At 60.5% G+C, this 23,510-nt stretch carries 23 protein-coding genes; 7 read left to right on the top strand and 16 right to left on the bottom strand.

Features of this window, described 5'->3' with window-relative positions:
• Positions 1-6 precede the first annotated feature (6 nt).
• A complete protein-coding gene (locus N434_RS08970; protein WP_065116140.1) occupies positions 7-525 on the bottom strand; it encodes a glycosyl transferase in 519 nt (172 codons plus the stop codon).
• A 285-nt stretch (positions 526-810) separates the two neighbouring features.
• Between N434_RS08970 and N434_RS08965 the strand changes: the two genes are divergently transcribed.
• Positions 811-1,968, top strand: a complete 1,158-nt coding sequence (locus N434_RS08965; RefSeq protein WP_065115007.1) for a PA0069 family radical SAM protein — start codon at positions 811-813, stop codon at positions 1,966-1,968.
• A 337-nt stretch (positions 1,969-2,305) separates the two neighbouring features.
• Positions 2,306-2,959, top strand: a complete 654-nt coding sequence (gene rnhB / locus N434_RS08960; RefSeq protein ID WP_065115005.1) for a ribonuclease HII — start codon at positions 2,306-2,308, stop codon at positions 2,957-2,959.
• A 158-nt stretch (positions 2,960-3,117) separates the two neighbouring features.
• Here the strand turns inward: rnhB and N434_RS08955 are convergent, their stop codons facing one another.
• Positions 3,118-3,492: a MerR family transcriptional regulator gene (locus N434_RS08955; protein WP_110757595.1), complete on the bottom strand. Its 375-nt coding sequence runs from the start codon at positions 3,490-3,492 to the stop codon at positions 3,118-3,120.
• Positions 3,493-3,570: 78 nt separating this feature from the next.
• Between N434_RS08955 and N434_RS08950 the strand changes: the two genes are divergently transcribed.
• Positions 3,571-4,383, top strand: a complete 813-nt coding sequence (locus tag N434_RS08950) for an aminotransferase class IV family protein (protein ID WP_110757276.1) — start codon at positions 3,571-3,573, stop codon at positions 4,381-4,383.
• A 257-nt stretch (positions 4,384-4,640) separates the two neighbouring features.
• Here N434_RS08950 and N434_RS08945 read toward each other — a convergent pair whose 3' ends face one another.
• The 12 genes from N434_RS08945 to N434_RS08890 form a co-directional block, all read right to left on the bottom strand.
• The gene (locus tag N434_RS08945) at positions 4,641-5,126 is read right to left on the bottom strand and encodes a F0F1 ATP synthase subunit B (RefSeq protein ID WP_065115002.1); all 486 of its coding nucleotides are present in this window, start codon (positions 5,124-5,126) and stop codon (positions 4,641-4,643) included.
• A 1-nt stretch (position 5,127) separates the two neighbouring features.
• A complete protein-coding gene (locus N434_RS08940; protein ID WP_065115001.1) occupies positions 5,128-5,769 on the bottom strand; it encodes a F0F1 ATP synthase subunit B in 642 nt (213 codons plus the stop codon).
• A gap of 79 nt (positions 5,770-5,848) precedes the next feature.
• Positions 5,849-6,076, bottom strand: a complete 228-nt coding sequence (locus N434_RS08935) for a F0F1 ATP synthase subunit C (protein ID WP_003494147.1) — start codon at positions 6,074-6,076, stop codon at positions 5,849-5,851.
• A 72-nt stretch (positions 6,077-6,148) separates the two neighbouring features.
• Positions 6,149-6,898: a F0F1 ATP synthase subunit A gene (locus N434_RS08930; protein WP_065115000.1), complete on the bottom strand. Its 750-nt coding sequence runs from the start codon at positions 6,896-6,898 to the stop codon at positions 6,149-6,151.
• Between the two features lie 60 nt (positions 6,899-6,958).
• Positions 6,959-7,324 (bottom strand): AtpZ/AtpI family protein, encoded by a 366-nt coding sequence (locus tag N434_RS08925; RefSeq protein ID WP_110757275.1) that lies wholly within the window; start codon positions 7,322-7,324, stop codon positions 6,959-6,961.
• Positions 7,325-7,594: 270 nt separating this feature from the next.
• The gene (locus tag N434_RS08920; protein ID WP_065114998.1) at positions 7,595-8,758 is read right to left on the bottom strand and encodes a cell wall hydrolase; all 1,164 of its coding nucleotides are present in this window, start codon (positions 8,756-8,758) and stop codon (positions 7,595-7,597) included.
• Between the two features lie 367 nt (positions 8,759-9,125).
• On the bottom strand, positions 9,126-11,045 hold the full coding sequence (locus tag N434_RS08915; protein WP_110757273.1) for a potassium transporter Kup: 1,920 nt from the start codon (positions 11,043-11,045) through the stop codon (positions 9,126-9,128).
• A 15-nt stretch (positions 11,046-11,060) separates the two neighbouring features.
• Positions 11,061-12,038 (bottom strand): magnesium transporter CorA family protein, encoded by a 978-nt coding sequence (locus N434_RS08910; protein ID WP_181423923.1) that lies wholly within the window; start codon positions 12,036-12,038, stop codon positions 11,061-11,063.
• Between the two features lie 339 nt (positions 12,039-12,377).
• Positions 12,378-13,502 carry an Mrp/NBP35 family ATP-binding protein gene (locus N434_RS08905; protein ID WP_065114995.1) on the bottom strand — a complete coding sequence of 375 codons (1,125 nt, stop codon included), beginning with the start codon at positions 13,500-13,502 and terminating at the stop codon, positions 12,378-12,380.
• 128 nt (positions 13,503-13,630) lie between these two features.
• On the bottom strand, positions 13,631-14,854 hold the full coding sequence (locus tag N434_RS08900) for a CmpA/NrtA family ABC transporter substrate-binding protein (protein ID WP_110757593.1): 1,224 nt from the start codon (positions 14,852-14,854) through the stop codon (positions 13,631-13,633).
• 78 nt (positions 14,855-14,932) lie between these two features.
• Positions 14,933-15,673 carry a helix-turn-helix transcriptional regulator gene (locus tag N434_RS08895; RefSeq protein ID WP_065114993.1) on the bottom strand — a complete coding sequence of 247 codons (741 nt, stop codon included), beginning with the start codon at positions 15,671-15,673 and terminating at the stop codon, positions 14,933-14,935.
• Positions 15,674-15,883: 210 nt separating this feature from the next.
• On the bottom strand, positions 15,884-16,753 hold the full coding sequence (locus N434_RS08890; RefSeq protein ID WP_181423922.1) for an IclR family transcriptional regulator: 870 nt from the start codon (positions 16,751-16,753) through the stop codon (positions 15,884-15,886).
• Between the two features lie 72 nt (positions 16,754-16,825).
• On the opposite strand from N434_RS08890, the gene N434_RS08885 reads away from it, so the two are divergent.
• The 4 genes from N434_RS08885 to N434_RS08870 are packed head-to-tail and all read left to right on the top strand — an operon-like array spanning position 16,826 to position 20,058.
• A complete protein-coding gene (locus N434_RS08885) occupies positions 16,826-17,608 on the top strand; it encodes an SDR family NAD(P)-dependent oxidoreductase (protein WP_110757269.1) in 783 nt (260 codons plus the stop codon).
• Positions 17,608-18,522 carry a 2-dehydro-3-deoxygalactonokinase gene (locus tag N434_RS08880; protein ID WP_110757268.1) on the top strand — a complete coding sequence of 305 codons (915 nt, stop codon included), beginning with the start codon at positions 17,608-17,610 and terminating at the stop codon, positions 18,520-18,522. The genes N434_RS08885 and N434_RS08880 overlap by 1 nt, the downstream gene beginning before the upstream one ends.
• 14 nt (positions 18,523-18,536) lie before the next feature.
• On the top strand, positions 18,537-19,166 hold the full coding sequence (locus N434_RS08875) for a 2-dehydro-3-deoxy-6-phosphogalactonate aldolase (protein WP_065114989.1): 630 nt from the start codon (positions 18,537-18,539) through the stop codon (positions 19,164-19,166).
• 4 nt (positions 19,167-19,170) lie between these two features.
• Complete coding sequence (locus N434_RS08870; RefSeq protein ID WP_110757266.1) at positions 19,171-20,058, top strand: SMP-30/gluconolactonase/LRE family protein; 888 nt, start codon at positions 19,171-19,173, stop codon at positions 20,056-20,058.
• A 175-nt stretch (positions 20,059-20,233) separates the two neighbouring features.
• Here N434_RS08870 and N434_RS08865 read toward each other — a convergent pair whose 3' ends face one another.
• A complete protein-coding gene (locus N434_RS08865) occupies positions 20,234-21,586 on the bottom strand; it encodes a putative bifunctional diguanylate cyclase/phosphodiesterase (protein WP_065114987.1) in 1,353 nt (450 codons plus the stop codon).
• A 184-nt stretch (positions 21,587-21,770) separates the two neighbouring features.
• Positions 21,771-23,390, bottom strand: a complete 1,620-nt coding sequence (locus N434_RS08860) for a response regulator (protein WP_181423936.1) — start codon at positions 23,388-23,390, stop codon at positions 21,771-21,773.
• Positions 23,391-23,510 lie beyond the last annotated feature (120 nt).

Here is a 23,510-nt window from a genome sequence, read left to right as displayed (position 1 = left end):
CCGGCGTCAGGCCGGAGCCCGCAGCGCCCAGGCGGGCACCATCTCCGCATTCAGCCGGCGCGGCTTCTGCCCGCCAATCAGTTGCGTCAGGCCCATGCCCGGCCTGGCAATCGACAGGGCGTGTTTCTTGGGCAGCAGGTATCCGTGCTCCAGCGGCGGCGCGCGGCGCAGCACACGGCTGAAGATATTGCGGCGATGATAACGCGATGGCGAAAAGCGTGCGGGCTGGGCGCAGATCGCCACATATTCGAGAATCTCATCGATCCAGCCCGCCTGTGGACGGGCGCCGGGCTCGATCAGAAGCAGCCAGCCGCCGCGCGCGGATTGCACGATGTCCTCGATGTCCCATTGCCCATAAAAACGGCAGCCGGCGGCATCGGCGACACGCGACGATCCATCGCGCGACCCATGATCAAGGATCACCACATCGCTTACAAGCCCTTCCACGGCCCCGGTGACAAGCGCAGACAGCGTGTGCGCCAGCTCCGGTTCCTGATCCCGGCATTCCATTATGACTGTCAACATATGCATAGCTCTAACGCATCGCACAATAAATTGCCACTATTCCCATCGTGGTAAAATCCGCCATTCCCGGTGCGGATCAGCACCCCACCCCGCGGCGAAATCACTCCCCCAGCCTTCCCCTGCCGGGATGTGAACAAATATCGGTTCTGCATTTTTTGTTCTTGTATTGTTCTCATTTTTGCATTAGGAATTTAATCATCGAAAAGGTGATGGAAGCCTGTTCGAACGGAAACGGTTTAGGGTGTTTGGCGGGCCTTCAGGCGCGCGGCGCCCGGGAGCATCCAGATGAGAAACCATACGCTTTCGGGGCAGGCTGCCTTCCAGCCGAGCCATATGCCTGACATTGCCAATGCGCTGGCCGATGCGTCGGGCCTGCGCATCGAGATCGACCGTCGTCGCGGCCGTGGCGCCGGGCTTAACCCTGACGGGCGCTTCGAGGCCCTGCAGCACGAGGTTTTCGACGATGGCTGGCAGACGCTGGAAGACATGCCGGAATTCCGCACCGAAGTGCAGGTGGAGAAGCCGCGCAGCATCATCAGCCGCAATGAATCGCCCGATATCCCGTTCGACCGCTCCATCAATCCCTATCGCGGCTGCGAACATGGCTGCATCTATTGTTTCGCAAGGCCGACCCACAGCTATATGGGTCTTTCCGCCGGGCTGGATTTCGAATCGAAGCTCTTCGCCAAGCCGGATGCGGCAAAACTTCTGGAGCGGGAACTGGCCAAGCCGGGCTACAAGCCGCGGGTGATCGCCATCGGCACCAATACCGACCCCTATCAGCCGATCGAGCGCGAATGGCGCATCATGCGGCAGATACTGGAAGTGCTGGCCAAGGCCGACCATCCTGTCGCCATCGTCACCAAATCGGCGCTGATCAAGCGGGATATCGACATTCTGGCACCTATGGCCAAAAAGGGCCTCGCCAAGGTTGGCATTTCCGTAACGACGCTGGATCGCAAGCTCTCGCGCAACATGGAGCCACGCGCCGCCACGCCGGAAAAGCGGCTGGAAGCGGTCAAGGCGCTGACGGAGGCCGGCATTCCCGTCGCCGTGATGATGGCGCCTGTCATTCCGGCACTCAACGATCATGAGATCGAGCGTATTCTCGAGGCCGGCAAGGCCGCCGGCGCAACGGAAGCCTCTTACGTGCTGCTGCGGCTGCCGCTTGAGGTGAGCCCGCTCTTTCGCGACTGGCTGCTGCGCAACTATCCGGACCGCTACCGTCATGTCATGTCGCTGGTGCGCTCGATGCGCGACGGCAAGGATTATGATGCGGAATTCGGAAAACGCATGAAGGGTGCCGGCCCCTATGCCTGGCAGATCGGCAGGCGTTTCGAGATGGCGACGAAGAGGCTCGGCCTCATCCGCCGTGGCATTCATCTGCGCGACGATCTCTTCGTGCCGCCGGGTGGCACCGGCGTGCAATTGTCGCTGCTTTGAGAAACGGACGCTGAAGACACCCTGCCTGATCGAAGCACCACACAGACCGTGCCGCGATATCGGGCGGAACACGACAAGGAGCGCTGGCCTCTTCCCTTCTCGCGGCCACCCTCCCCATGAAATGCCCGACGGGTTTTCCCTGGCCCGCCGGACATTACCCCCGGAACCGCCGCCTCGCGTGCGATCGTTTTTCCTCCGCCGCCCCGCTGGAGGATCAAAGGTCATGATGACCTTGAGGGCATAGTGAGCCACGCCCCTTGACCCCGGCTCACCCTGCCTGTCATCGCCCGCCTCCGGGGGCTTGCAGGAGATCGGGTGTGTGTGCAAGTTTCGCCGCATGAAACGCCGCACCACACCCGATTCTCCTGCCCTCTTCGATCTTGCCGATACCGGCCCGGATTTTTCCTTCGAGCTGGAAGCGAAAAACAGGGGCCTCTGGCCCGTCGCCGGCACGGATGAGGCAGGCCGTGGGCCACTTGCCGGACCGGTCGTTGCGGCCGCGGTCATTCTCGATCCGGATAATATTCCTGCTGGCCTCAATGATTCCAAGAAGCTGACGAAGCAGAAACGGGAGAGCCTGTTCATGCTCATCATGGAAAGCTCGATCGTTTCGGTCGCCTCCTCCGGCCCCGGCCTGATCGACAGCATGAACATCCTGCGCGCCAGTCTCGACGCCATGCGCCGCGCCGTGCTCGGCCTCGAAACCTCACCCGCCCTGGTCCTCGCCGACGGCCGCGACAGGCCGCCGGGCATCCCCTGCGAAGCCAAGGCCGTCATCAAGGGCGATTCCCGCTCCCTCTCCATCGCCGCCGCCTCGATTATCGCCAAGGTGACACGTGACCGGATGATGGAGCGCGCCGGTATGGTGCACACATCCTACGGCTTTGAAGGGCATGCGGGTTACGGCACACCGGCCCATCTGCGTGCCATTGAAAGCCACGGGCCTTGCCCGTTGCACAGGATGAGCTTTCGTCCGCTGAAGCGGGATTGATCGCGACAGCGGAACAATGGGCCAGCCTTAACTTCCGCTATCAGGCTAGCAAGGCATCGGGGCCGATCAGAGCAAGACGGATGGGAAACGGAGAAGCGATATTTCACTTTCGCTTGACGCTACGGATAGCTGACATTCCAACAGAGATCAGATGCAGGCTACGCGCGAGTTGAAACCGGCGTTGACGCTTCGAACGCTTCTAGCAGGTCACTCAGCAAGCTTCGGCTCTCTGAGAGTTTCCGGCTCTGTTCGTCAATCGAGCTGATTTGCATACGCAGCTTCAACTTCAGCTCATCGCAAGGTTCAAAAGCGTGCCTTCGCTCAAGCGAGCACGGCAGGAAATCCCGAATGGCGGCTAACGTCATACCGGCATTTCCCAACAAACGGATGCGCCCGACCGTCTCCACGTCGGCGGGACCGTAATCCCGATATCCTGTTTCAGTGCGAACCGGTGCGAGAAGACCCTCGGCTTCATAATAGCGCAGCATCCTGATGCTGACGCTGGTTCTTCGGGACAGCTCACCGATTTTCATTCCGGCCCTTGACTCTGACAGTGGTGTCATACTGTAGGCAGGACGCTCCATCATGTAAACCGTTACAGGAGCATAGAAATGAACCGGAAATCGGGATTTCGGACAGAGATAAATGGCTGCGTGGCTACAGCAGAGGATCTTTCCTCACTCGCGTTTGCGGGCTTCGCACATTTCACGGCAATGCAAGTGCGCGAAGGCGCAGTACGGGGGTTGGAGTTTCACCTGGCGCGGCTGAGGTCGGCGTCGATTGAGTTCTTCGGGCAGGCGCTTCCCGACGACTTGGTGCGCGAGCGCATTCGTCATGCTATTGAGAGTTCCCCTTCAGCCCTCTCCGTGACAGCCACGATGTTTTCCCGTCGCGGCGAGTTTACTCCGACCGGGGCTTCGGACGACCCCGCCATCCTGGTGCACACGGCACCTTCGTTCGATGGCCCCGCGGGACCTTTGCGCTTGTCCGTCGTCCAGCATGAGAGACCTTTTCCGACGATCAAGCATGTTGGCGAGGCGTCAAAAACACAATACCTTCGGCAGGCTGTCAAAAAGGGCTATGACGACGCAGCATTCATCGATACCCGTGGGCGCCTGAGCGAAGCGACAATCTGGAACCTGGCGTTCTGGGATGGCAAAGCGGTCGTCTGGCCCGAGGCGGCACTTCTGCACGGTGTCACAATGACGATCATTCGCCGTCAACTTGAAACACTCGGTATTGAGCAGCGGGAGGAACCGATCAGCCCTGCCCGCGTGATCGATATGAAGGGGGCCGCGATCATGAATTCATGGACGCCCGGCGTTGCAGTCAGCGCGTTTGACACCGCTTCCGTACCCTTGTCGCCAGCCTTCATGGAAATCCTCCGCGAAGCCTACAAGCGAGAACCGCTGGTCAACATATGACCGGCGCGGAGACCGCATTTGGCTGACGATGGGCGACAGAACAATGGCTAGAGCGCGGATTTGGGGCGGTTAGACATCAGCGCTGTCCCGCGACTGCATCTGGCACCAAACAAAAGCGCTGCCGGGTAGCTCCATGGGAATTCGAGCCGAGATGGAGCCTCAGCCTCCAGCGCCGTATTTCTAAACGCCTCGATAGTTCAAACAAAAAACCCCTCTCGGCTCGCGCCGGAGGGGTTTTAAACAGTCCGAGATAAATCTCAGTTCAGCTTCGACTTCACTTCGCCGATGGTGGCGGTGAACAGCTTGGCCTTTGCGGCAGCGGTGGTTTTTTCGGCAATGAGCTTCTCGGAAGCGGCAATGGCGATATCCACGGCGGCGGCGCGAACGGCGCCGATGGCGTCTTCTTCGGCCTGCTTGATCTTCTGCTCCGAAAGGGCCGTGCGGCGGGCGACGAATTCTTCCGTCTTCTGCTTGGCTTCTTCCGTCAGGGCAGCGGCTTCGCGTTCAGCGGCGGCGACGATGCCGGCGGCTTCGGCTTCAGCTTCCTTGCGCTTGCGCTGATATTCGGCCAGCAGGTGCTGGGCTTCTTCGCGCAGGCGCTTGGCTTCGGCCAGTTCGTCCTGAATGTTCTGGGCGCGCTCGTCCAGAGACTTGGCGAGCATGCCGGGAACCTTGAGATAGGCGACCAGAACGAAGAAGAGGACGAGACCGACGAGAGCGAAAAATGATGCATCAAATGCCATGTCAGGCTCCCTTCACGGTCGAAGCAGCGGCAATGGCGGCCTTGACGTCGGTATCCTTGACCTTGGCGCCGACCAGCTGGTCGACAATCGCGGTCGCGGTTTCCTCGGCAATGGCACCGACATCGGCGAATGCCTGTTCCTTGATGCCGGCAATGCGCTTTTCGGCGGCGGCGAGCTTTTCAGCAAGACCGGCTTCGATGGCGGCGCGGTCGGCATCGGCCTTCGCCTTGGCAGCGTCACGGGCGGCAGAGCCGATGGAGCCTGCCTTGGCGCGGGCTGCCGCGAGTTCTTTTTCATAGGTCTCGACGGCTGCGTCGGCTTCGCTTTTCAGCCGTGCCGCTTCATCGAGATCCTGTGCGATGCGTCCGTGACGGTTTTCGAGAATGCCGCCGACGCGCGGAACGATGACCTTCTGCATGAGCAGGTAGAAAAGGCCGAACGTGATCGCCAGCCAGAGAACCTGCGATGCGTAAGTAGACTGGTCGAACGGCGGGAATACGCCGGAAGCGCCGTGTTCGGCGCCATGCGCCACACCGGTTTCCGTGTGCGTGGCTTCCGGTTGCGGCTGGCCGACAGCCGGAGTTTCCGTATGCGTTTCACCTACGGTCGGTGCTGACTGGGCATAAGCCTCGGTCACGAACATGCTCACCTCCAGGGGGACTGCAAATGCGAAGGATCACGGCACGCCATTTGCGGGCCGTGATCCAGACCTGATGCTGATATTAAACAGCGAACAGGAGAAGGAGAGCAACGAGCAGCGAGAAGATGCCCAGAGCTTCCGTAACGGCGAAGCCGAATACCAGACGGCCGAACTGGCTGTCGGCAGCAGAGGGGTTGCGCAGTGCGCCGGACAGGTAATCACCGAAGATACGGCCGAGTGCGAGGGACGTACCAGCCATGCCGAGGCATGCGAGACCTGCGCCGATGTACTTTGCTGCTTCCGCTTCCATGTGAGACTCCTTGAGATATTGGTTGTTGCGGCTGTTTTTGACACCCGTTGCCGGGGCCAGCGACTTTACTTCTCAGTGACCACCATGCACGGCGTCGTTCAGGTACATGCAAGTCAGTACCGCGAAGACATAAGCCTGCAGGAAGGCAACGAGAAATTCGAGAGCGGTCATGGCGACCGTCATGAGCAGAGGCAGGACAGCGCCGCCGACGCCGAGCGCGCCGAGCGCGCTCATGGAGGCGACGAAGCCTGCGAAAACCTTGAGCGTGATGTGGCCGGCCAGCATGTTCGCGAAAAGACGAACCGAAAGGCTGATCGGGCGCGACAGAAACGAAATCATTTCAATGGCGGACACCAGCGGCAGAAGCGCCTTGGGAACGCCCGAAGGGGCGAAGATACCGAAGAAATGCAGGCCGTGCTTCCAGAAACCGTAAACGACGACCGTGCCGATGACGAGGCAGGCGAGCGCGAAGGTGACGATGATCTGGCTGGTGACCGTGAAGAAATACGGAAACATGCCGAGAAGGTTGGCCGTCAGCACGAACATGAACAGCGAGAAGACGAAGGGGAAGAACACCATGCCCTTCTTGCCGGCGCCTTCGCGCAGCATGGAGGCGATGAATTCGTAGGACATTTCAGCAACGGACTGCATGCGGGTCGGGATCAGACCACGGTTCGACGTTGCGAAATAAAGGAAACCGGAAGCCGCAGCCACGGTCGCGACCATGAAAAGCGACGCATTGGTGAAGGAAAAATCGACGCCGCCAATTTCGATCGGAATGATCGGCTGCACCAAGAACTGATGGGTCGGATCGTTTGCCACCGGCTGCCCTCTTTACCTGTCGCCGCGCATCGCGGCATCTCAACTGCAAGAAAAAACAGCTTAAACGCCGCCTTTTCCACCCTCGTCCTGCTTGTCGGCCCTATCGAGCAGCGGCGGCTTGGCCACGGCACCCGTCGAGCGCAACACATTCAATACGCCTGCGCAGAAACCGAGAAGAAGAAAAACGATCATCCCCCACGGCATCGTGCCGACAAAATAGTCCAGAAGATAACCCAGCATAGCGCCGACCACGATGGCCGAGATGAACTCAGATGAGAGCTTGACCGCCATCGCAAAGCCTTTCCGGCTTTCCGCAGCGTTGGTCTCCGCCCTCACTTCCGCCTCATCCTCCGCCTTCACCTTTGCCAGCTCTTCAGCAAGGCGCTTGCGGCGCTCGTCCAGACTATCGTCACGGTTGCCAGTCATCTTAAAATCCCACCCATTTTCTCCGTTCCAGCCATGCCAGAACCCTTTGGAGTTGTAAACGGTGACGGATTAAGCCTGTTCCAGCCCGCTCTGAAGTCGCGCGCAACATAGTTTTAGGGGCTTCTCTAGTCAAGGCACTGGCGACGGTTGTTGCAGCACAAATTAATCATGCAAAAACAATAGCTTGACATCAAATCGCTGTTTGGGGGCGATGTTTCGCCAGGGAATCGGCATTTTTGACACGCAAAATGCGACAAATCGGCGGTGGTATCAGCTCCAGCCGCCACCATAGGTACGGTAAAACACGTGCAGACCGATCCTGCCGACCTTCTTCATGGACTTGCCCCAGGCGGGACGCACGTAAACGGCATGATAATGGGTGGCGGAGCCCACTTCCTTCAGCCAGATCTTGCCGGCCGTGGTGGCCATGGCCACTTCGCGCGCCATTTTCCAGTGGCGCTCGGAATTCACGCGGTCCTTGATATTGTCGCAGGCGAAGGAAAACTGGCAGCGGTTGCGCCAGTCCTTGTTCTGGTAAACCACACCGCAGATGGTTTTGGGGTAAGCGGGGTTGCGTACGCGGTTAAGAATGACCTGCGCCACCGCCGCCTGTCCCTTGACCGATTCTCCGCGCGCCTCGAAATAGATGCCGGATGCCAGGCATTGCTGCTCGGCTGCGGAAAACACCTCGGCCGGCAGCGGGGTCGCGGCCCATGCGTGGTCTTCCGGGCTGATCTGCGGCACGAAGCGGCCAGCCTCCGGCTTTTTGAGAATGGCGTCGAACGGCGACTCGCGGGCGAAATCCGGTGCGGCTGGCGCGTAAGCCGTGGCAAGAATGTCGGGTGTCCGGTTGGTGATGAGTTCCGCCAGCATCGGCGAGACGCTCTTGTCCACCTTCTTTTCATCGCGGCGGAAATAGAAGGAGGCGAGTTCAACATCCTTGCCGCGCTTCGGTTTCACGAAAGCCGTGCGGTCCTTGCGCTTCAGCGGCTCTATATCCAGCATGCTGGTGCGTTGAAGGACGGAGCCGGCGGTGAAAGCCTTCGGCGGCTGCATGATTTCGGTCGCAACGATGCGGCCCTTCTTGGCGGCGCGGTTCACACGCTCGCTATCCGGCGTCGATGCCTCACCCTTCTTGTTGGTGACGAAGGCAACCTTGCGGCCATCGGGCAGGGTCATGCCGCCGCCATGCAGGGCCGCCTCCCCCGCCGCATCGTTGAAGGTGAGAGAGGCGTTGTGCACCGAACCCGCCGGAGAGGCCGTCAGCACCATGCGCCATTGTTCGCCACCATTGTCCAGCCCGGCCAGCAGCGAGGCCAGATCGGCACGCGCGGCGAGGGATGGAAAGACAAGCCAGGCGGCAAGGCCGAAGACGACGGGCGAGGTCCATTTTGACGCCCACCCCGGAAAGGACACGGAGGACCGACGACGCATTACTCTTTTCGAACGCAAAACCAGCACTCCGAACACCGACAACCATATTTGCTACAGGTGTTCGAGAATCTCTTATTAACCTTGATGCTTGGTTAACGCCGCGCGAGGGCGCGGCTTCACATTCATGTGTAACCATCTTCTAATGCGCGTGGCGTGGAGTCGAGTTCGCATGTGCCGATCATAATTGTCCCGCACGGCATCTCCACATCCGTCATTCCGGCCTCGAGCCGGAATCCAGCTGACGCGCGTCGGCGCGGCGTAAAGACTCCTTTCAGCCCAAGGACTTGGGCTGGCTGGATACCGGCTCAAGGCCGGTATGACGGAGAGAAGGAGACCGCCCAGCTACATTAAGGGCATGCCCACTTCATCAGACGACGACGTGCGAACCCAGTTCCACCACGCGGTTGGCCGGCAGGCGGAAATAATCGGACGGATCGGCGGCGGTTTCGGCAAGCGCGATGAACAGGCGGTTCTGCCAGCCCGGCATGCCCGATTTCGGATCCGGCACCAGCTTGCGGCGGCCGAGATAAAATGAGGTCGACATGATGTCGAACTTGTAGCCGGTGCGTCTCAGATAGCCCAGCGCCTGAGTGACATTCTGGGTTTCCATGAAGCCGAAATGCAGCTCGACCACGGCAAAGCGGTCGCTCATCTTCGTCAGCGTATAACGCTCTTCCGGGTGAACGCGCGGCTGGTCCTCGGTGCGGATGGTCAGAATGACGTTCTTGTCGTGAAGGACGTGGTTATGCTTGAGATTGTGCAGCAGCGCCGCCGGCGCCGTCTCCGGATCGCCGGTGAGGAAGATCGCCGTGCCGGGCACACGCACCGGCGCATGGGCGCTTTCCTTTTCCACTGAGGCGACGAAAGCCTTCAGCGGTACATCGGTGCGGCGGGTCTTGGCGAAAAGGATCTTCGAACCGCGTTGCCAGGTGGTCATGATGATGGTGAAGGCAATCGCCAGAAGCACCGGCACGTAGCCGCCGTCGTGAATCTTCAGGAGGTTCGCGCCGAGGAAGATCAGTTCCAGCAGCAGAAGCGGCGCCAGCACGGCAATTGCCAGCCAGACCGACCATTGCCAGCGCTTGCGCACGAATTCGAAGAACATCAGGCTGGTGACGACCATCGCGCCGGTGACGGAAATGCCATAGGCGGTGGCCAGCGCATCCGAACTCTTGAAGGTGAAGACCAGCGCGACGACACCGAACAGCAGGATGGTGTTGACGGCCGGCAGATAGATCTGCCCGGTATTGGTTTCAGACGTGAAGAGGATTTCCATGCGCGGCAGGTATCCGAGGTGGATCGCCTGGCGCACAAGCGAGAACGCGCCTGTTATCACCGCCTGGCTGGCGATGATGGTGGCGGCGGTGGCCAGGATGACAGCCGGCAGGATCGCCCATTGCGGGAACATGAGGTAGAAGGGATTGGACATGGCCGCCGGGTCTTTCAGCACCAGCGCGCCCTGCCCCAGATAATTCAGCGTCAAAGCCGGGAAGACCAGGCAGAACCACGCCCACTGGATGGGACGGCGGCCGAAATGCCCGAGATCGGCATAAAGCGCTTCCGCGCCCGTGATCGTCAGGAAAACCGCACCGAGCACAATAAAGCCGTGAAACCCTTCACTGGCCAGGAATTCCACCGCGTGCCAGGGATTGAAGGCGAAAAGAATGCCGAAGTCATCGGCGATGTGGACGAGGCCGGCAAGCCCCATGACGATGAACCAGACCGCGGTGATCGGCCCGAAGAATTTCGCCACCGTGCCCGTGCCATGCGACTGGATGGCGAAGAGGCCGATGAGAATGCCGACCGATATGGGAATCACGAAGTCGTCCATGGCGGGCGTGACGAGTTTCAGCCCCTCGACCGCCGACAGCACCGACAGCGCCGGCGTGATCATCGCATCGCCGAGAAACAGCGCGGCGCCGATGAGACCAAGGACGATGAGAACGCTGCGGTGGGTGCCCGCCGTCTTCATCAGCAGCGCGAGCAGCGAGAGCGTTCCGCCCTCGCCGTCATTGTCGGCCCGCAGCAGAAGGGTGATGTATTTGAACGTCACGATGATCGTCAAAGCCCAGATCATCAGGGATGTCAGACCGATGACCTCCTCGCGCGTCACGCCATCATAGGCGATCGGCCGCAGGGCCTCGCGGAAGGCATAAAGCGGGCTGGTGCCGATATCGCCATAGACGACGCCGATGGAGCCAAGGATCGCGGCATAAAGCCCCTTGTTCTGATGCTTGTCATCCGCATCCGGTTTCTCGGCAACGTCCTTGTCGACGATTTGAGACATGATGATCCTGGCTCCTCAGAGCCAGCCCTTCCAACGAAAAAAGAGAAACGGAATGATGGCGGACATCAGCATGACGATGAGCGCGAGTGGATAACCAAATGTCCAGTTCAACTCCGGCATGAGCTGAAAGTTCATTCCATAAACCGAGGCCACCAGCGTCGGCGGCAGGAACACCACCGAAGCGATGGAGAAAATCTTGATGATGCTGTTCTGCTCGATATTGATGATGCCGAGCGAGGCATCCAGCAGAAAGGTCAGATTGCCGGAAACGAAGGAGGCATGTTCGTTCAGCGACTGAATATCGCGCCCGATCGACTTGCCCTGCTCGCGCGCACCCTTGTCCTCGCGAACCTGATCGCTGGTGGACAGAAAGGTCTGAAGGCGCGCCAGGGATGCAAGGCTCACGCGGACCTTCGAGATCAGCCGTTGATAGGCGGCGATGTTGCTCAGGCGGTCTTCGAGATAACGCGGCGCCTTGCGTTTGGAGCGGGCCTGGCTGCCGAGAATGTCGGCGGCGAGATTGTCGATCCCCGTGACCGAATTTTCGAGAATCTCCGCCGTGCGGTCAACGATGGTTTCAAGCAGCTTCAGAAGCAGCGCCGCGCCGCTGCGCATTTCGTGCGGCACGCGGGTGATGGCGGCGATGAAGAGATGGAAGGATTTCGGCTCGGCATAACGGATCGTCACGAGGCGCCTGCCGGCGAGAATGAAGGCGACATCGGTGAGGCGCGGATCGTCCGAATCCGCTTTCCAGACCAGGGAAGCGGTCATGAAGACATTGCCGTCTTCCATGTAAAGCCGGCTGGAGGGTTCGATATCCTTCAGATCCTCGCGGGTGGGCAGATCGAGCCCCAGCAGCTTTTCCACATGCTGCTCTTCCGCCCTGTCCGGATTGACGATGTCGACCCAGACGATGTCGTCGGGAATCTGTTCGGAGCCGTCGTCAGGCGACAGGCTGATCGCCTCGCAATTGGCGCGATAGGCTTTTATCAATCCGTTTCTCCGGTCCACATCGCAAGCTTCAGCCGCAATGCTGCTTAACATATCCTGTTTGCGGTCGGCAAACCTTTGGACGACACTTCAGGGAACGCCGGGACCTGCGGAATTTCATATCCCGCGACCCCGATGGACCAAGAGCCAAACGGCGCAGGCGTATGCGCCCAAAGCGAGATGCAATCAAGCAATATTTTTTCTCGACAGCATTGCAGGCGAAGCATTTCTGGACGTTCCAGTCCAGAAAGCTTGCCCGATACTGGCGACTAATCTTCTGTTTTCAAAAGGCGATTCAAAGCTGACATTGGCCCGTCGGGTTTTGCGCCGGAAGCCGCTGCCTTATTCGAAAACGATCTTCGGTGCGGCTTTTCTCTCGCCCGCGCCGATGCGCGCCCAGACTTTTTCGGCGATATCGCGATAGATCGCCGCCTGCGGGCCATCCGGCTCGGCGGCGACGACAGGCGTTCCGGCATCCGACATTTCACGGATGGAAATGGTGAGCGGCACCTCGCCGAGGAACGGCACGCCGATCCTTTCGGCTTCGGCCTTCGCGCCGCCATGGCCGAAAATATCGTAACGCGCACCGGTGTCCGGCGCGATGAAATAGCTCATGTTCTCGATGACGCCGAGCAGCGGCACTTCCACCTTGCGGAACATGGTGATGCCCTTGCGCGCATCGATCAGCGCCAGGTCCTGCGGCGTGGAGACGATGACGGCGCCGGCAAGCGGCACCTGCTGGGCGATGGTCAACTGCGCGTCACCCGTGCCGGGCGGCATGTCCAGCACCAGCACATCCAGTTCGCCCCAGGCCACTTCGCGCAGCATCTGCATCAGGGCGGACTGCACCATCGGTCCGCGCCAGATCATTGCCGCCTCCTCATCCACCAGGAAGCCCATGGACATGACCTTCAGGCCATAATTTTCCATGGGAAGGATGATGCGGTCTTCCTGCTGCTGCGGGCGACCCGAAATCTTCAGGAGCCGCGGCAGCGACGGACCGTAAATATCGGCATCGAGCATGCCGACCTTGAGGCCGAGCGCCTGAAGACCGAGCGCCAGATTGACTGATGTCGTCGATTTGCCGACCCCGCCCTTGCCCGAAGCGACGGCGATGATGGCGCCGACACCCGGCACGCCCACCTTGGAAGAGCGCGGCTGCGCGGCCGGTCGACCGGTTGCGGCGGCGGGACGGGCAGGCTGCTGCTGGCCCGGCTTGCGATCCGCCGTCAGCGCCACCACCGCGCCGACCATGCCCGGAACACCCTTTGCCGCCTGTTCGGCGGAAAGCCGCAACGGCTCCATCTCCTGCGCCTTGTCCGCGGGTACGGTGATCGAGAAATAGGCCTTCGCATCGGCGATGAAGATTTCCGAGACCATGCCGAGCGCCACGATGCTTTTGCCGCTGCCGGGATAGATGACGGCTTCCAAAGCCTTTTCCACCTGGTTCTTGCTGACTTCTGCCATTGTCTTACTCCGTTGCATCGTCCGGCCGGATATGGGCTCAACTCCGCGTCATCCATAGACAAGCGGGAGCGCTTCGCCAATGCCAAAGCGCAAACAACCGAGACCAGCGACGATTCAACGCTGTGATTTCAGATTTCGTCGTCCATATCCAGCGTCTCGGGATCAAAGACACGGCCATCGAAAAAACAGTCCGGGCCGAGGACGAGGCCCGTGCGCGACGCGCCGACATGGACCGGTTCCCTGAGCGTGCCTTCCAGCTTCAGGTTCGCGCCCGGCACCGGCACGAAAAGCGGCTTCATCGCCTTGCGGAAGATATCCGGCCGGTAGGCATTGCGGGCAGCCTCCAGCACGGCCGCATCGAACCGGCGTTCGGCGGGAATTTCGCCCCAGCGCAGCATCTGGCTGAAGAACCACAGGGCCTGGCTCTGCCAGGGAAAATTGGCTGCCTTCGCGCTGGTGACGAAAAATTCCGGGTAACGCCGCATGTCCCTCTGTGAGGTGGAGATATAGCCCGTCAGCGCCGGCAGCAGGAATTCACCGTTTTCGTCCATATAGTGGGGAGCGGCGAGTATGCCCGTGAGTTCCTCTATATTGGCTGAATTGGCGCACCATTCCCCAGCGCGGTAAAGCGCGCGAAGCAGCCCCTCCAGCGGGGTGGCGTTCTCCTCCGCCCAGGGCCGCTTCACCGCCAGTATCTTTTCCGGCGCGTTGTGCCAGATCAGCGCTCCGGTCGTGACAATCCGCCCGGCGCCGCCCAGCACCACGGCGCTGCCCGCCGGTTCGGCGGTACAGAGTGCATCGACCTTGCCGCTTTCGAGCAATCCCGGCATGGCCTTTGGCATGGCTTCGACGATCTCCATGTCCCGGCCAAGCAGCACACCGCAGCTGCCAAGGAGATAACGCAGCGCATAAAAGGGTGTGGAGACAATATCCTCGACCACAAAGACCGGCGGATTTTCACCCGCCGCCCGCCGCGCCGCACAGACGCGGGCCATCGCCCGGCCGAAAGCCGCGGGGTCCGGCAGCTTCAGGCCCTCACGATAAAGCTCGTCGTAAAAACCGTGCGAAACGGTCGTTGCCGATCCGCCGAGGGAGAGCGTGAAAACACCGACAATGTCGGCCGGCAGGTTATCGAGACCGACGGCTGAACCGACCGGCACCGGAGCGGGCAGATGGGCAATGTGAACGTCATCCCCGGCAAGCGCAGTCAGGACAGCGCGTGCGGATTGTTTTCGGACAAGGTTCAGTTCAATGCCTTCATCGGCAGCAAAGCCTTTTTCGGCAGCGACTATCAGCACGGCGCAATCGACAGTCGGAGAAAATCCCGCTTTTACCCTATGCCGTTCCGGCAAACGATTTCTCCTTTCCGGTGATTCGAAAGAAGGATCGCCCAGGAAGCGGTTTATCACAATGATAAAATTACGATTTCGCTATTTTATCAGACCGACCCGCAGCGCCTTGGCGACAGCCTGGGTGCGGTTGACTGTATCGAGTTTTTTCGTCGCACGGTTCAGGTAATGATTGATGGTATGCTCCGACAACATCATGATTTCAGCGATCTCGGCGCTGGTCTTGCCGGCCGCCGTCCAGTTCAGACAATCGATCTCCCGTTCGCTCAGGGTTTCGGGAACCCTGAGATCCAGCCGGCGGATTTCAGACAGCCGGGCAAAGACGTGGCTGGAAATATAGAGAAGCTCCGCCAGGCGGTTCGCCGGCAGAAGCGTCTTGTTGCCGGAAAAGGATACCGCGCCCCGCGTCGTGGTGATGTCGTGAACGGGAAACCACACCGAATTGATCATTTCGAACCGCTCGAACAGGCCGATCACCGTTTTCCTGGCGATGTGCTCGTCGCCTCTGGCCAGAAAGTCCATGGAAACGGAAAAGGGCACGGTCGATTTTTTCAGCTGGGCCATGACCCGGCTGTTCTGCAACATCCCCTCTTCGTCGTAACGCTGCAAAAGCTCGGCCGGCCAGCTGGTGATGATGGTATATTGCGACAGTTCGCTGGCCATTTCGGATGACAGGTCCAGCACCATGAAAGCCCTGAACTCCCAGGCCTCCGTCAGCCGTTTCAAGAACCGGAATATGTCGAATTGCGTGTTCAGACCGGCGATCTCGCGAACGCAATCAACACCAATCGCCTGAACGGCGGCCGTCTCTGTTTTCTGCATGAAAGCTGTTCTTCGAGAATGAGAAATACCGCCGCAAAGGCCACCTTTGCCCGGAAATTGCCGGGGATGTTACTCACCAAAACGATTCATGCAAACAAAAGTTGAAAACTTAATTCAGAATAATCGAAAATAAGATTTAACTCGCGCAAATTGACGCCCGATCCGCCATATCAACGGCGAAAATCGAAGGATCAGCACGCCCACTTTTCCTCAACCATCCGCAACCGGGGATAATCGGCAGGCCAGTTCCGCCGAAATTCTGTCGGCCGTTTCGCGCACCTGCGGCGCCCATTTGCGAAGCTGTTCGACATCCACCCGATAGGCGGGACCGGTCACGGAAATCGCCGCATGGAAATTGCGCCCCGGCGCATGAACCGGCGCGGCAACGCAATGAATGCCGATCTCGTGTTCCTGAAGGTCGAAACCGCAACCGTTCATGCGGATGGCCGCCACATCCTTCACCAGAGCCTCCGGCGTGACGATGGTATTGTCCGTGAAGCGGTGAAAATCCAGCCCGGCGGCAAGCTCTGCCAGATCATCGGCCGGCAGCAGGGACAGCGCCGCCTTGCCCACGCCCGTACAATAGACCGGTGAACTCTTGCCGACCTGCGAATGCATGCGCAGGGTATGCCTGCCCTCGATCTTGTCGAGATAGGTGACCTGTCCGCCGTTGAGAACGGCGAGATGCACGGATTCCTGTGTCGCATCCTGCAGCGCCGCCAGATGCGGCGCGGCGACGCTGCGCAGATCATTACCGCTCCAGGCCTTTGCGGCAAGTTGCAACAGCCTCAGGCCCACGACATAGGTCTGGTCGGGGGCATGGTCGATCAGGCCTTCGGCGAGAAGATGGGCGAGCTGGCGGTGAACCGTGCCACGCGGCTGGCCACAGGCCTCGACCACATCGGTAAAGCGCATCGGTTTTTCGGCAAAGGCGACAAGCTCCAGAAGCGAGACGGCCTTTCCGAGCGTCCCCGTCTCCATTTCCGCTTTTCGCACACGGCCGGGAACGGGATCATGTTTTTGATCATTGGGCATTTTACTACCGGGCATGGCAACATCCACCGTCATCTGCCTTGACATAAGCGTGACGCCAAGAGAATAATTCCATTTAGTAAAATCTATTTCCATATATTGGAACAATCAAGCCCATCAATGGATGAGACGAAACCGATGACTCAAGCCCTCTTTCCAGACCTCAAGGATGCGGGCGTGCTCATAACGGGCGGCGGTTCCGGCATCGGGGCATCGCTGGTGGAAGCCTTTGCAATGCAGGGGGCGAAGGTTACCTTCATCGACATCGCCGAGGAGCCGAGCACGGCACTTGTCCGGCGGCTTGCCGGGCTCGCACCGCATCCGGTGCATTTCTTCAGGACCGACCTGCGCGACATCGCTGCGATCGCAAGCACAGTGGATGCGGCTGCCTCCGCCACCGGCGGCATCAAGGTGCTGGTCAACAACGCCGCATGGGACGACCGCCACGATATCGATACCGTGACGGAAGCCTATTGGGACGCCAATCAGGCGGTCAATCTCAAGCAGATGTTCTTCACGGTTCAGGCCGCGCTGCCCCATCTGCGGCAGGCAAATAATGCATCCATCGTCAATTTTTCGTCCATCTCGTTCCTGCTGAACATGGGTGAACTGCCGTCCTATGCGGCGGCCAAGGCCGGCATTATCGGTCTGACGAAAAGCCTTGCCGGCAGGCTGGGACCGGACAATATCCGCGTCAACACGCTGCTGCCCGGCATGATCGTGACGGAGCGGCAGAAGGAACTGTGGCTGACGGACGAGGGTATTGCCGCCACCATGGCACGGCAATGTCTCAAACGCACGCTCGTCGCCGCCGATCTGGCCGGCCCGAGCCTGTTTCTCGCATCATCGGCATCGGGCGCCATCACGGCGCAATCCATAATCGTAGACGGAGGCCTCCTATAATGTCTGAACCCGCTTTTATCGCCGTCGACTGGGGCACGACCAGTTTCCGGCTCTGGCTTCTCAGCCGGTCGGGCGCGGTGCTGGCCGAGCGGCGCAGCGCGGAAGGCATGACCACCGCCATGCGCACCGGCTTTGCCGAGGTGCTGCAATCCCATCTCGATGCCATCGGCGCACCGGAAAACCTGCCGGTTCTCGTCTGCGGCATGGCCGGCGCCCGGCAGGGCTGGGTCGAGGCGGGTTATATCGACGTTCCGGCATCGCTTTCGGCGGTTCTGGACGGTGCGGTCCGTGTGCCGGGTCAGACACGGGATGTGCGCATTCTGCCGGGGCTGGCGCAACGCGATAAAGCCGCACCCGATGTGATGCGCGGCGAGGAAACGCAACTGCTCGGCGCGCTCGCCTCCGCCGATGCCGGCGAAAAGCTGGTCTGCATGCCGGGCACGCATTCCAAGTGGGTGACCGTCCGCGGCGGCGAGGTGACCGGATTTGCCACCTTCATGACCGGCGAACTGTTCGAGGTCATCTCGAAACAGACGATCCTTTCCCACGCGGTGGCCGAAGCGGACGCCTTTACCGGCGCGCACGACGCCTTCAAGGCCGCCGTGCACGACATCTACGCCAATCCGCAACTCGCCACCAATCGCCTGTTCACCCTGCGGTCCGGGCAATTGCTGCACGGCCTCACCGCCACCGATGCGAAGGCCAAGCTTTCCGGCACCATGATCGGGCTGGAAATTGCCGGCGCTCACTCCAACGCGCGGCGGGACACACCTGTCGTGCTGATCGGCTCCGGCGCGCTCGGCGCGCTTTACGAAGGCGCCTTCACCGCCCTTGATATACATTATACGGTCATCGACGCCGACGAGGCCGTGCGGCGCGGATTGCTGGCCGCCGCGAATGCCATCTGGCCATAGGATAAAGAGATATCATGCGTATTCCCTTCCCTTCCATCAAATATCCGCTGATCGCCATCCTGCGCGGTCTCAAACCCGAGGAAACCGAAGGCGTGGTCGGCGCGCTGATCGAAACCGGCTTCCGCGCCATCGAAATCCCACTCAATTCGCCAGATCCGTTCCGCTCCATCGAGATCGCCGCGAAGATGGCCCCGGCCGATTGCCTGATCGGCGCCGGCACCGTGCTGAGCGTGGAGGATGTCGCATCGCTGGATGCGGCCGGCGGCAAGCTGATGGTGAGCCCCAATGCCGACGCCGATGTGATCGTTGCCGCGCGCGTCAAGGGCATGGTGACGATGCCGGGCGTTCTCACCCCCACCGAAGCGCTGGTGGCCGCAAAGGCCGGAGCCACGGGGCTGAAATTCTTCCCCGCCAGCATCATCGGCCCTTCCGGCATCAATGCGATCAGGACGATCCTGCCGAAGGATCTGGTCATCGCCGCGGTCGGTGGCGTCTCGGATCGGAATTTCGCCGAATATACCTCGGCCGGCATCACCGCTTTCGGCCTTGGAACCAGCCTCTACAAACCCGGCATGACGGCGGCGGAGGTGCGCGAGCGCGCCACCGTCACGCTCGCGGCCTATGACGCAGCCATCGGAGGATAAGAGCGTGGTGACCGTTTTTCCGTTTGCCGGACGTGTGCTTGACGAAACGCCGATGACGCTTGGCGAGGGCCCGACCTTCGATCCCGTCACCGGCACCGCCTGGTGGTTCAATATCATCGAACGCGAATTGCACGAGTTACACATCGCCTCCGGCCGCAAGGCCGTACACGCCCTGCCCTTCATGGGCAGCGCGCTCGCCAAGGTCAGCGACAGCAAGCAGTTGATCGCCTCCGATGACGGGCTTTTCCTGCGCGATGCGGCCACCGGCGTGCTGACCCTTTACGCGGAACTGGAAAAGGACCTGCCCGGCAACCGCTCCAATGACGGGCGCATGCACCCTTCCGGTGCGCTGTGGATCGGCACCATGGGCCGCAAGGCGGAAATTGGCGCGGGCAGCATCTACCATGTTTCCAAAGGCGCCGTGACGAAGCTGTTTGCCGATATCAGCATTCCGAATTCGATCTGCTTTTCGCCCGACGGCGCGACGGGATATTACGTCGATACCAAGGTGAACAAGTTGATGCGGGTGCCGCTCGATGCCGGGACCGGCCTTCCCTCCGGCAGGGCTGAAGTCCTCATCGATTCCACCGGTATCAAAGGCGGCATTGACGGGTCGGTCTGCGATGCCGAAGGACATATCTGGAACGCCCGCTGGGGCGTGGGTGCGGTCGATCGCTACGACGCGGACGGCAACCATATAGCCCGATATGAGGTGCCCGGCGGACAGACAACCTGCCCGGCCTTCATCGGCCCCGACGCATCGCGCCTTCTGGTCACCTCGGCGCGCGAACATCTCGATGATGACGCCATTGCCGCCAATCCGCAGCATGGCCTGACTTTCGATCTCGGCATAGAGGTCAAGGGCCGGTTCGAGCCGCTTTACCGGTTGTGAAGCGAGGCGCGGGCCGCCCGCAACAAAATGCGGAGCGCCGTCCAGTCGGCATCCCCGAAACGACTTCCCTCATTCCTTTGCATGTCAGCGGAATGAGGGTTGTGGGGATACGCCGGCGCATACAAGCCTGTCTGGGATACTGCGCCGCCAAGCGTCGCTGCGAGGCCGCACCGTCTCAGGAAATATCCGACAATATCTCGCGATAGTTCTCGTGCAGATACCGCTGGGTCGCGGCGGCATCGGCCGGCCGGCCGTAGAAATAACCCTGCCCCATGGCGCAGCCAAGCGCGCGCAGCTTTTCCTCTTCCACCCGCTCCTCGATCCCTTCGGCCACGACTTCGAGATCGAGACCGTCGCACATGGCGACGATGGCCTTGATGATATGTTCCGAGGGACGGTCGCTGCTGATGCGCGAGACGAAGGCGCGGTCGATCTTCACCTTGTCAAAGGTGAAGTCGCGCAGGCGGCCGAGGCTCGACTGGCCCGTGCCGAAATCGTCAAGGGAAATGCGAACGCCGGCGCTCTGCAATTCGCTGATGATGCGTTGCGCGGTATCGGCTGAAGTCATGACGGCCGTTTCGGTGATCTCCAGTTCCAGCCGGTGCGGGTCGAGGCCGACGCGGGAAAGGATGGAGAGAATATTGTCCGCCGTGCTGGGGTCCATCAATTGCGCTGACGACAGGTTGAAGGACAGGAAGAGTTCACGCGGCCAGAACAGGGCCGCTTCCGCCGCTTTTCGGAGCAAAGCTTCCGACAACGCGTCGATGAAACCGCGTTCTTCGGCAAGCGGCACGAAAACGGCAGGCGAAACAAAACCGAGATCGGGATCGTTCCAGCGGGCGAGCGCCTCGAAACCGATGACCTTCGCCTCTTCCAGCCGGACGATGGGCTGGAAATGCACGTCGATCGCGTCGGTGATGATGGCGTTTCTGAGCGCCTGCTCCAGCTGCGTGGCGCGCTTCATTTCCTGGGCGATCTCACGCGAATAGACCGTTATCTGGCCACGGCCGCGCCGTTTGGAGCGATAAAGCGCCGTCTCGGCGCTTTTCAGCAGATCCTCGAAATCATCGCCGGCAAAGGGATAGATGGCAAAACCGAAGGAAGAGGAGAGCCGGACGTTGCGGTCACCAAGATCGTAAGGGGCGGAAAGCACGTCCTTGATCATGTTTCCGACGCGCTCCGCGCCGGTGCGTTCGAACACCAAAGGCAGGACGAAGGCGAATTCGTCTCCGTCATGGCGCGTCACGACGGCGCCATCGGGAATGCAGGCCTTCAGCCGGTGCGCAACCTGACACAGGATTTCATCGCCCGCCTGAACGCCGAAAAGATCATTGATGGGTTTGAAGCCGTCTATATTGGCAATGCCGACCGTGAAGGGCGCCGGGTCGCTGGAACGTTCGCTGGCCAGCATGCGAATCTTGTCCCGCAGACGGTAACGGTTGCCGAGCCCCGTCAGCGGATCGCTGTAGGCCATGGCCTGCAATTCGTTCTGGCTGACCTGCAACGATTGCGGCTCTGCCCGTTTCATTCCTGCATCTCGTGAATCCTGTGTCGACCGCGCTCACAATGCAGGGCAAGTATTAAAAAAACCATAGAGCCGCAGACCAAAATACGGCGGCATTTCCCGAAAGTACACGGCGCGCGCAAAATGACCCCGGCGCGGCAAGGAATTATATTTTCCCTTCACCGCCGCAACCAGGCGGCGGCGGGTATCAGGCCTGAAGCCTAAGGGCATCCTTGCCGAAAAGCCGCAGGAAAACCGCCTCGACCATGTCGGGACTGACGGGTTTCAGCAACATGTCGTTCATGCCGGACGCGAGGCATTTGTCCAGATCGCCCTCGAAGGCGTGGGTGATGACGCCGACGATGGGGATATGGTGCTCGCCAGCCAGTTCACGCATACGGCGGGCGACCTCGAAACCGTCGATATCGGCAAGCGTCGTGTCGAGCAGGACAACGGAGGGCGCCTGTTCCTTGAAAAGACGCAAGGCTTCCTCACCCGTCGTGGCAAGCCGCCAGGAAAGCCCCAACCCTTCCAGTATCTGCGAAAAGACGATCTGGTTGACCCGGTTATCCTCAACGAGAAGTATCTCGCAGACGCCACCCGTCTTGAGGATATCGGGCAGGTCTTCCGTCATGATCTCCCAGTCTTCCTCCGGCGATGTCTCGCCTGGCGACGACCTGAGGCCAACGGCGACATAATGCAGCAGGGAGGCGTCGATCTCCCCTTCCTCGATGGTGACGACCGGCAGACCATGCACAGCGGCGATATCGAGACATGTGACGCTCATCTGGGCATCAACGACGACGACGTCGATATTCACGCCGGCGGAAGCGGCGATATCGATGAATGCCCGCTGCTCCTGCTCGCTCGTCACCGCCGCATGATCCATGCCGCCGGCGGCAAGCCGGCGGCCGGCGGCTTCGGCAAAACGTCCGCTTTCGGACACGATGAGGACCGCCTTGCTTTTCAGCAGGTCTTTTGCCGGATCGCCCTCGTCGCCCTTGCCATAGGTCGAGGCGACGAAGGCAACATGTTCAAGCGAGGGAATGACGGGCCTGCCGCTCGCATCGACGGTGGCAAGTGCCGTGACATCCTCCATCGTCGTCACCAGAAAATGCCTGCCCGGACGGCCCACACGCTGCTTGCGGGTAATCGTCAGCACTTCCTCGCCATTGAGGCGTCTCACCCTTTCGGGAATGAGGCTCGATGTGCCGCTGTCCATCACCATGCGGTCGGCCGCGTCGATCTGCGCGGCGACCTTGCGCGAATGCAGATCGAACACCGTCTTGCCGAGAATGCTCTCCGCACTGGTTTCGACCATGGCGCAGGCGGATTTGTTCACGGCCGCATAGGCCATGTTCCTGTCCTTGACGAAGACGGGAAACGGCAGATTGTCGAGGATGTCCTCGATCAGCTGCACCCGTTCAAGGTCGATGCGCCACTGTTCTTCCCTTTTCTTCTGTTCGGAAATATCGGCGACGACACTGATGCCGAGCCCGGAAGGCAGGCGGTTCATGACGAAGCGCAGGAAGCGCTCTCCCTTCAGGCGTTCGGTCTTTTCCGACCTTTCCTTCCAGTGCAGCGCCAGCCGCTCGCCGATCCATTCGTCCCGCCCAAGCTGGCGGGCATTGGCGGCAAGGCTCTCCGTCTCGAGCAGGTAGCAATCATAGAGCGCGCTCAGATAATCGCGCAGCCGCGCACCGGGGCCGACAACGGCCTCTTCCAGCGGGAAAAAACTCATGAGTTTCCGGCTTGCGAAAATAATGTGATCGTTACGGTCGTAAACGACGATCGCCGCGCCAAGCGCGTCGCAAAGGGCATCAAGCATCACCGTATGAACGCCCGCGCCAGAGGACGCCAAATCACTCAACTGCAAACTCCCGCCTGTTTTAATGGGTCAGGCTTATGTTTCTAATGGAATCGTTCAGGGCAGATGCCGGGATGAAAC

It is taken from the genome of Rhizobium sp. UGM030330-04, from assembly GCF_003208455.1.
In the GTDB taxonomy this organism is placed as follows: domain Bacteria; phylum Pseudomonadota; class Alphaproteobacteria; order Rhizobiales; family Rhizobiaceae; genus Agrobacterium; species Agrobacterium rhizogenes_A.
The sequence above is the reverse complement of the archived record's forward strand: the minus strand, read 5'-3'. Positions and strand labels throughout refer to the sequence as shown.

What these genes read in the sequence shown, in the direction of transcription:
- N434_RS08970 (WP_065116140.1), bottom strand. Translation starts at nt 525, where the DNA reads ATGTTGACAGTCATAATGGAATGCCGGGATCAGGAACCGGAGCTGGCG.
- N434_RS08965 (WP_065115007.1), top strand. Translation starts at nt 811, where the DNA reads ATGAGAAACCATACGCTTTCGGGGCAGGCTGCCTTCCAGCCGAGCCAT.
- rnhB (WP_065115005.1), top strand. Translation starts at nt 2,306, where the DNA reads ATGAAACGCCGCACCACACCCGATTCTCCTGCCCTCTTCGATCTTGCC.
- N434_RS08955 (WP_110757595.1), bottom strand. Translation starts at nt 3,492, where the DNA reads ATGAAAATCGGTGAGCTGTCCCGAAGAACCAGCGTCAGCATCAGGATG.
- N434_RS08950 (WP_110757276.1), top strand. Translation starts at nt 3,571, where the DNA reads ATGAACCGGAAATCGGGATTTCGGACAGAGATAAATGGCTGCGTGGCT.
- N434_RS08945 (WP_065115002.1), bottom strand. Translation starts at nt 5,126, where the DNA reads ATGGCATTTGATGCATCATTTTTCGCTCTCGTCGGTCTCGTCCTCTTC.
- N434_RS08940 (WP_065115001.1), bottom strand. Translation starts at nt 5,769, where the DNA reads ATGTTCGTGACCGAGGCTTATGCCCAGTCAGCACCGACCGTAGGTGAA.
- N434_RS08935 (WP_003494147.1), bottom strand. Translation starts at nt 6,076, where the DNA reads ATGGAAGCGGAAGCAGCAAAGTACATCGGCGCAGGTCTCGCATGCCTC.
- N434_RS08925 (WP_110757275.1), bottom strand. Translation starts at nt 7,324, where the DNA reads ATGACTGGCAACCGTGACGATAGTCTGGACGAGCGCCGCAAGCGCCTT.
- N434_RS08920 (WP_065114998.1), bottom strand. Translation starts at nt 8,758, where the DNA reads ATGCGTCGTCGGTCCTCCGTGTCCTTTCCGGGGTGGGCGTCAAAATGG.
- N434_RS08915 (WP_110757273.1), bottom strand. Translation starts at nt 11,045, where the DNA reads ATGTCTCAAATCGTCGACAAGGACGTTGCCGAGAAACCGGATGCGGAT.
- N434_RS08905 (WP_065114995.1), bottom strand. Translation starts at nt 13,502, where the DNA reads ATGGCAGAAGTCAGCAAGAACCAGGTGGAAAAGGCTTTGGAAGCCGTC.
- N434_RS08895 (WP_065114993.1), bottom strand. Translation starts at nt 15,673, where the DNA reads ATGCAGAAAACAGAGACGGCCGCCGTTCAGGCGATTGGTGTTGATTGC.
- N434_RS08890 (WP_181423922.1), bottom strand. Translation starts at nt 16,753, where the DNA reads ATGTCAAGGCAGATGACGGTGGATGTTGCCATGCCCGGTAGTAAAATG.
- N434_RS08885 (WP_110757269.1), top strand. Translation starts at nt 16,826, where the DNA reads ATGGATGAGACGAAACCGATGACTCAAGCCCTCTTTCCAGACCTCAAG.
- N434_RS08880 (WP_110757268.1), top strand. Translation starts at nt 17,608, where the DNA reads ATGTCTGAACCCGCTTTTATCGCCGTCGACTGGGGCACGACCAGTTTC.
- N434_RS08875 (WP_065114989.1), top strand. Translation starts at nt 18,537, where the DNA reads ATGCGTATTCCCTTCCCTTCCATCAAATATCCGCTGATCGCCATCCTG.
- N434_RS08865 (WP_065114987.1), bottom strand. Translation starts at nt 21,586, where the DNA reads ATGAAACGGGCAGAGCCGCAATCGTTGCAGGTCAGCCAGAACGAATTG.
- N434_RS08860 (WP_181423936.1), bottom strand. Translation starts at nt 23,390, where the DNA reads ATGCTTGATGCCCTTTGCGACGCGCTTGGCGCGGCGATCGTCGTTTAC.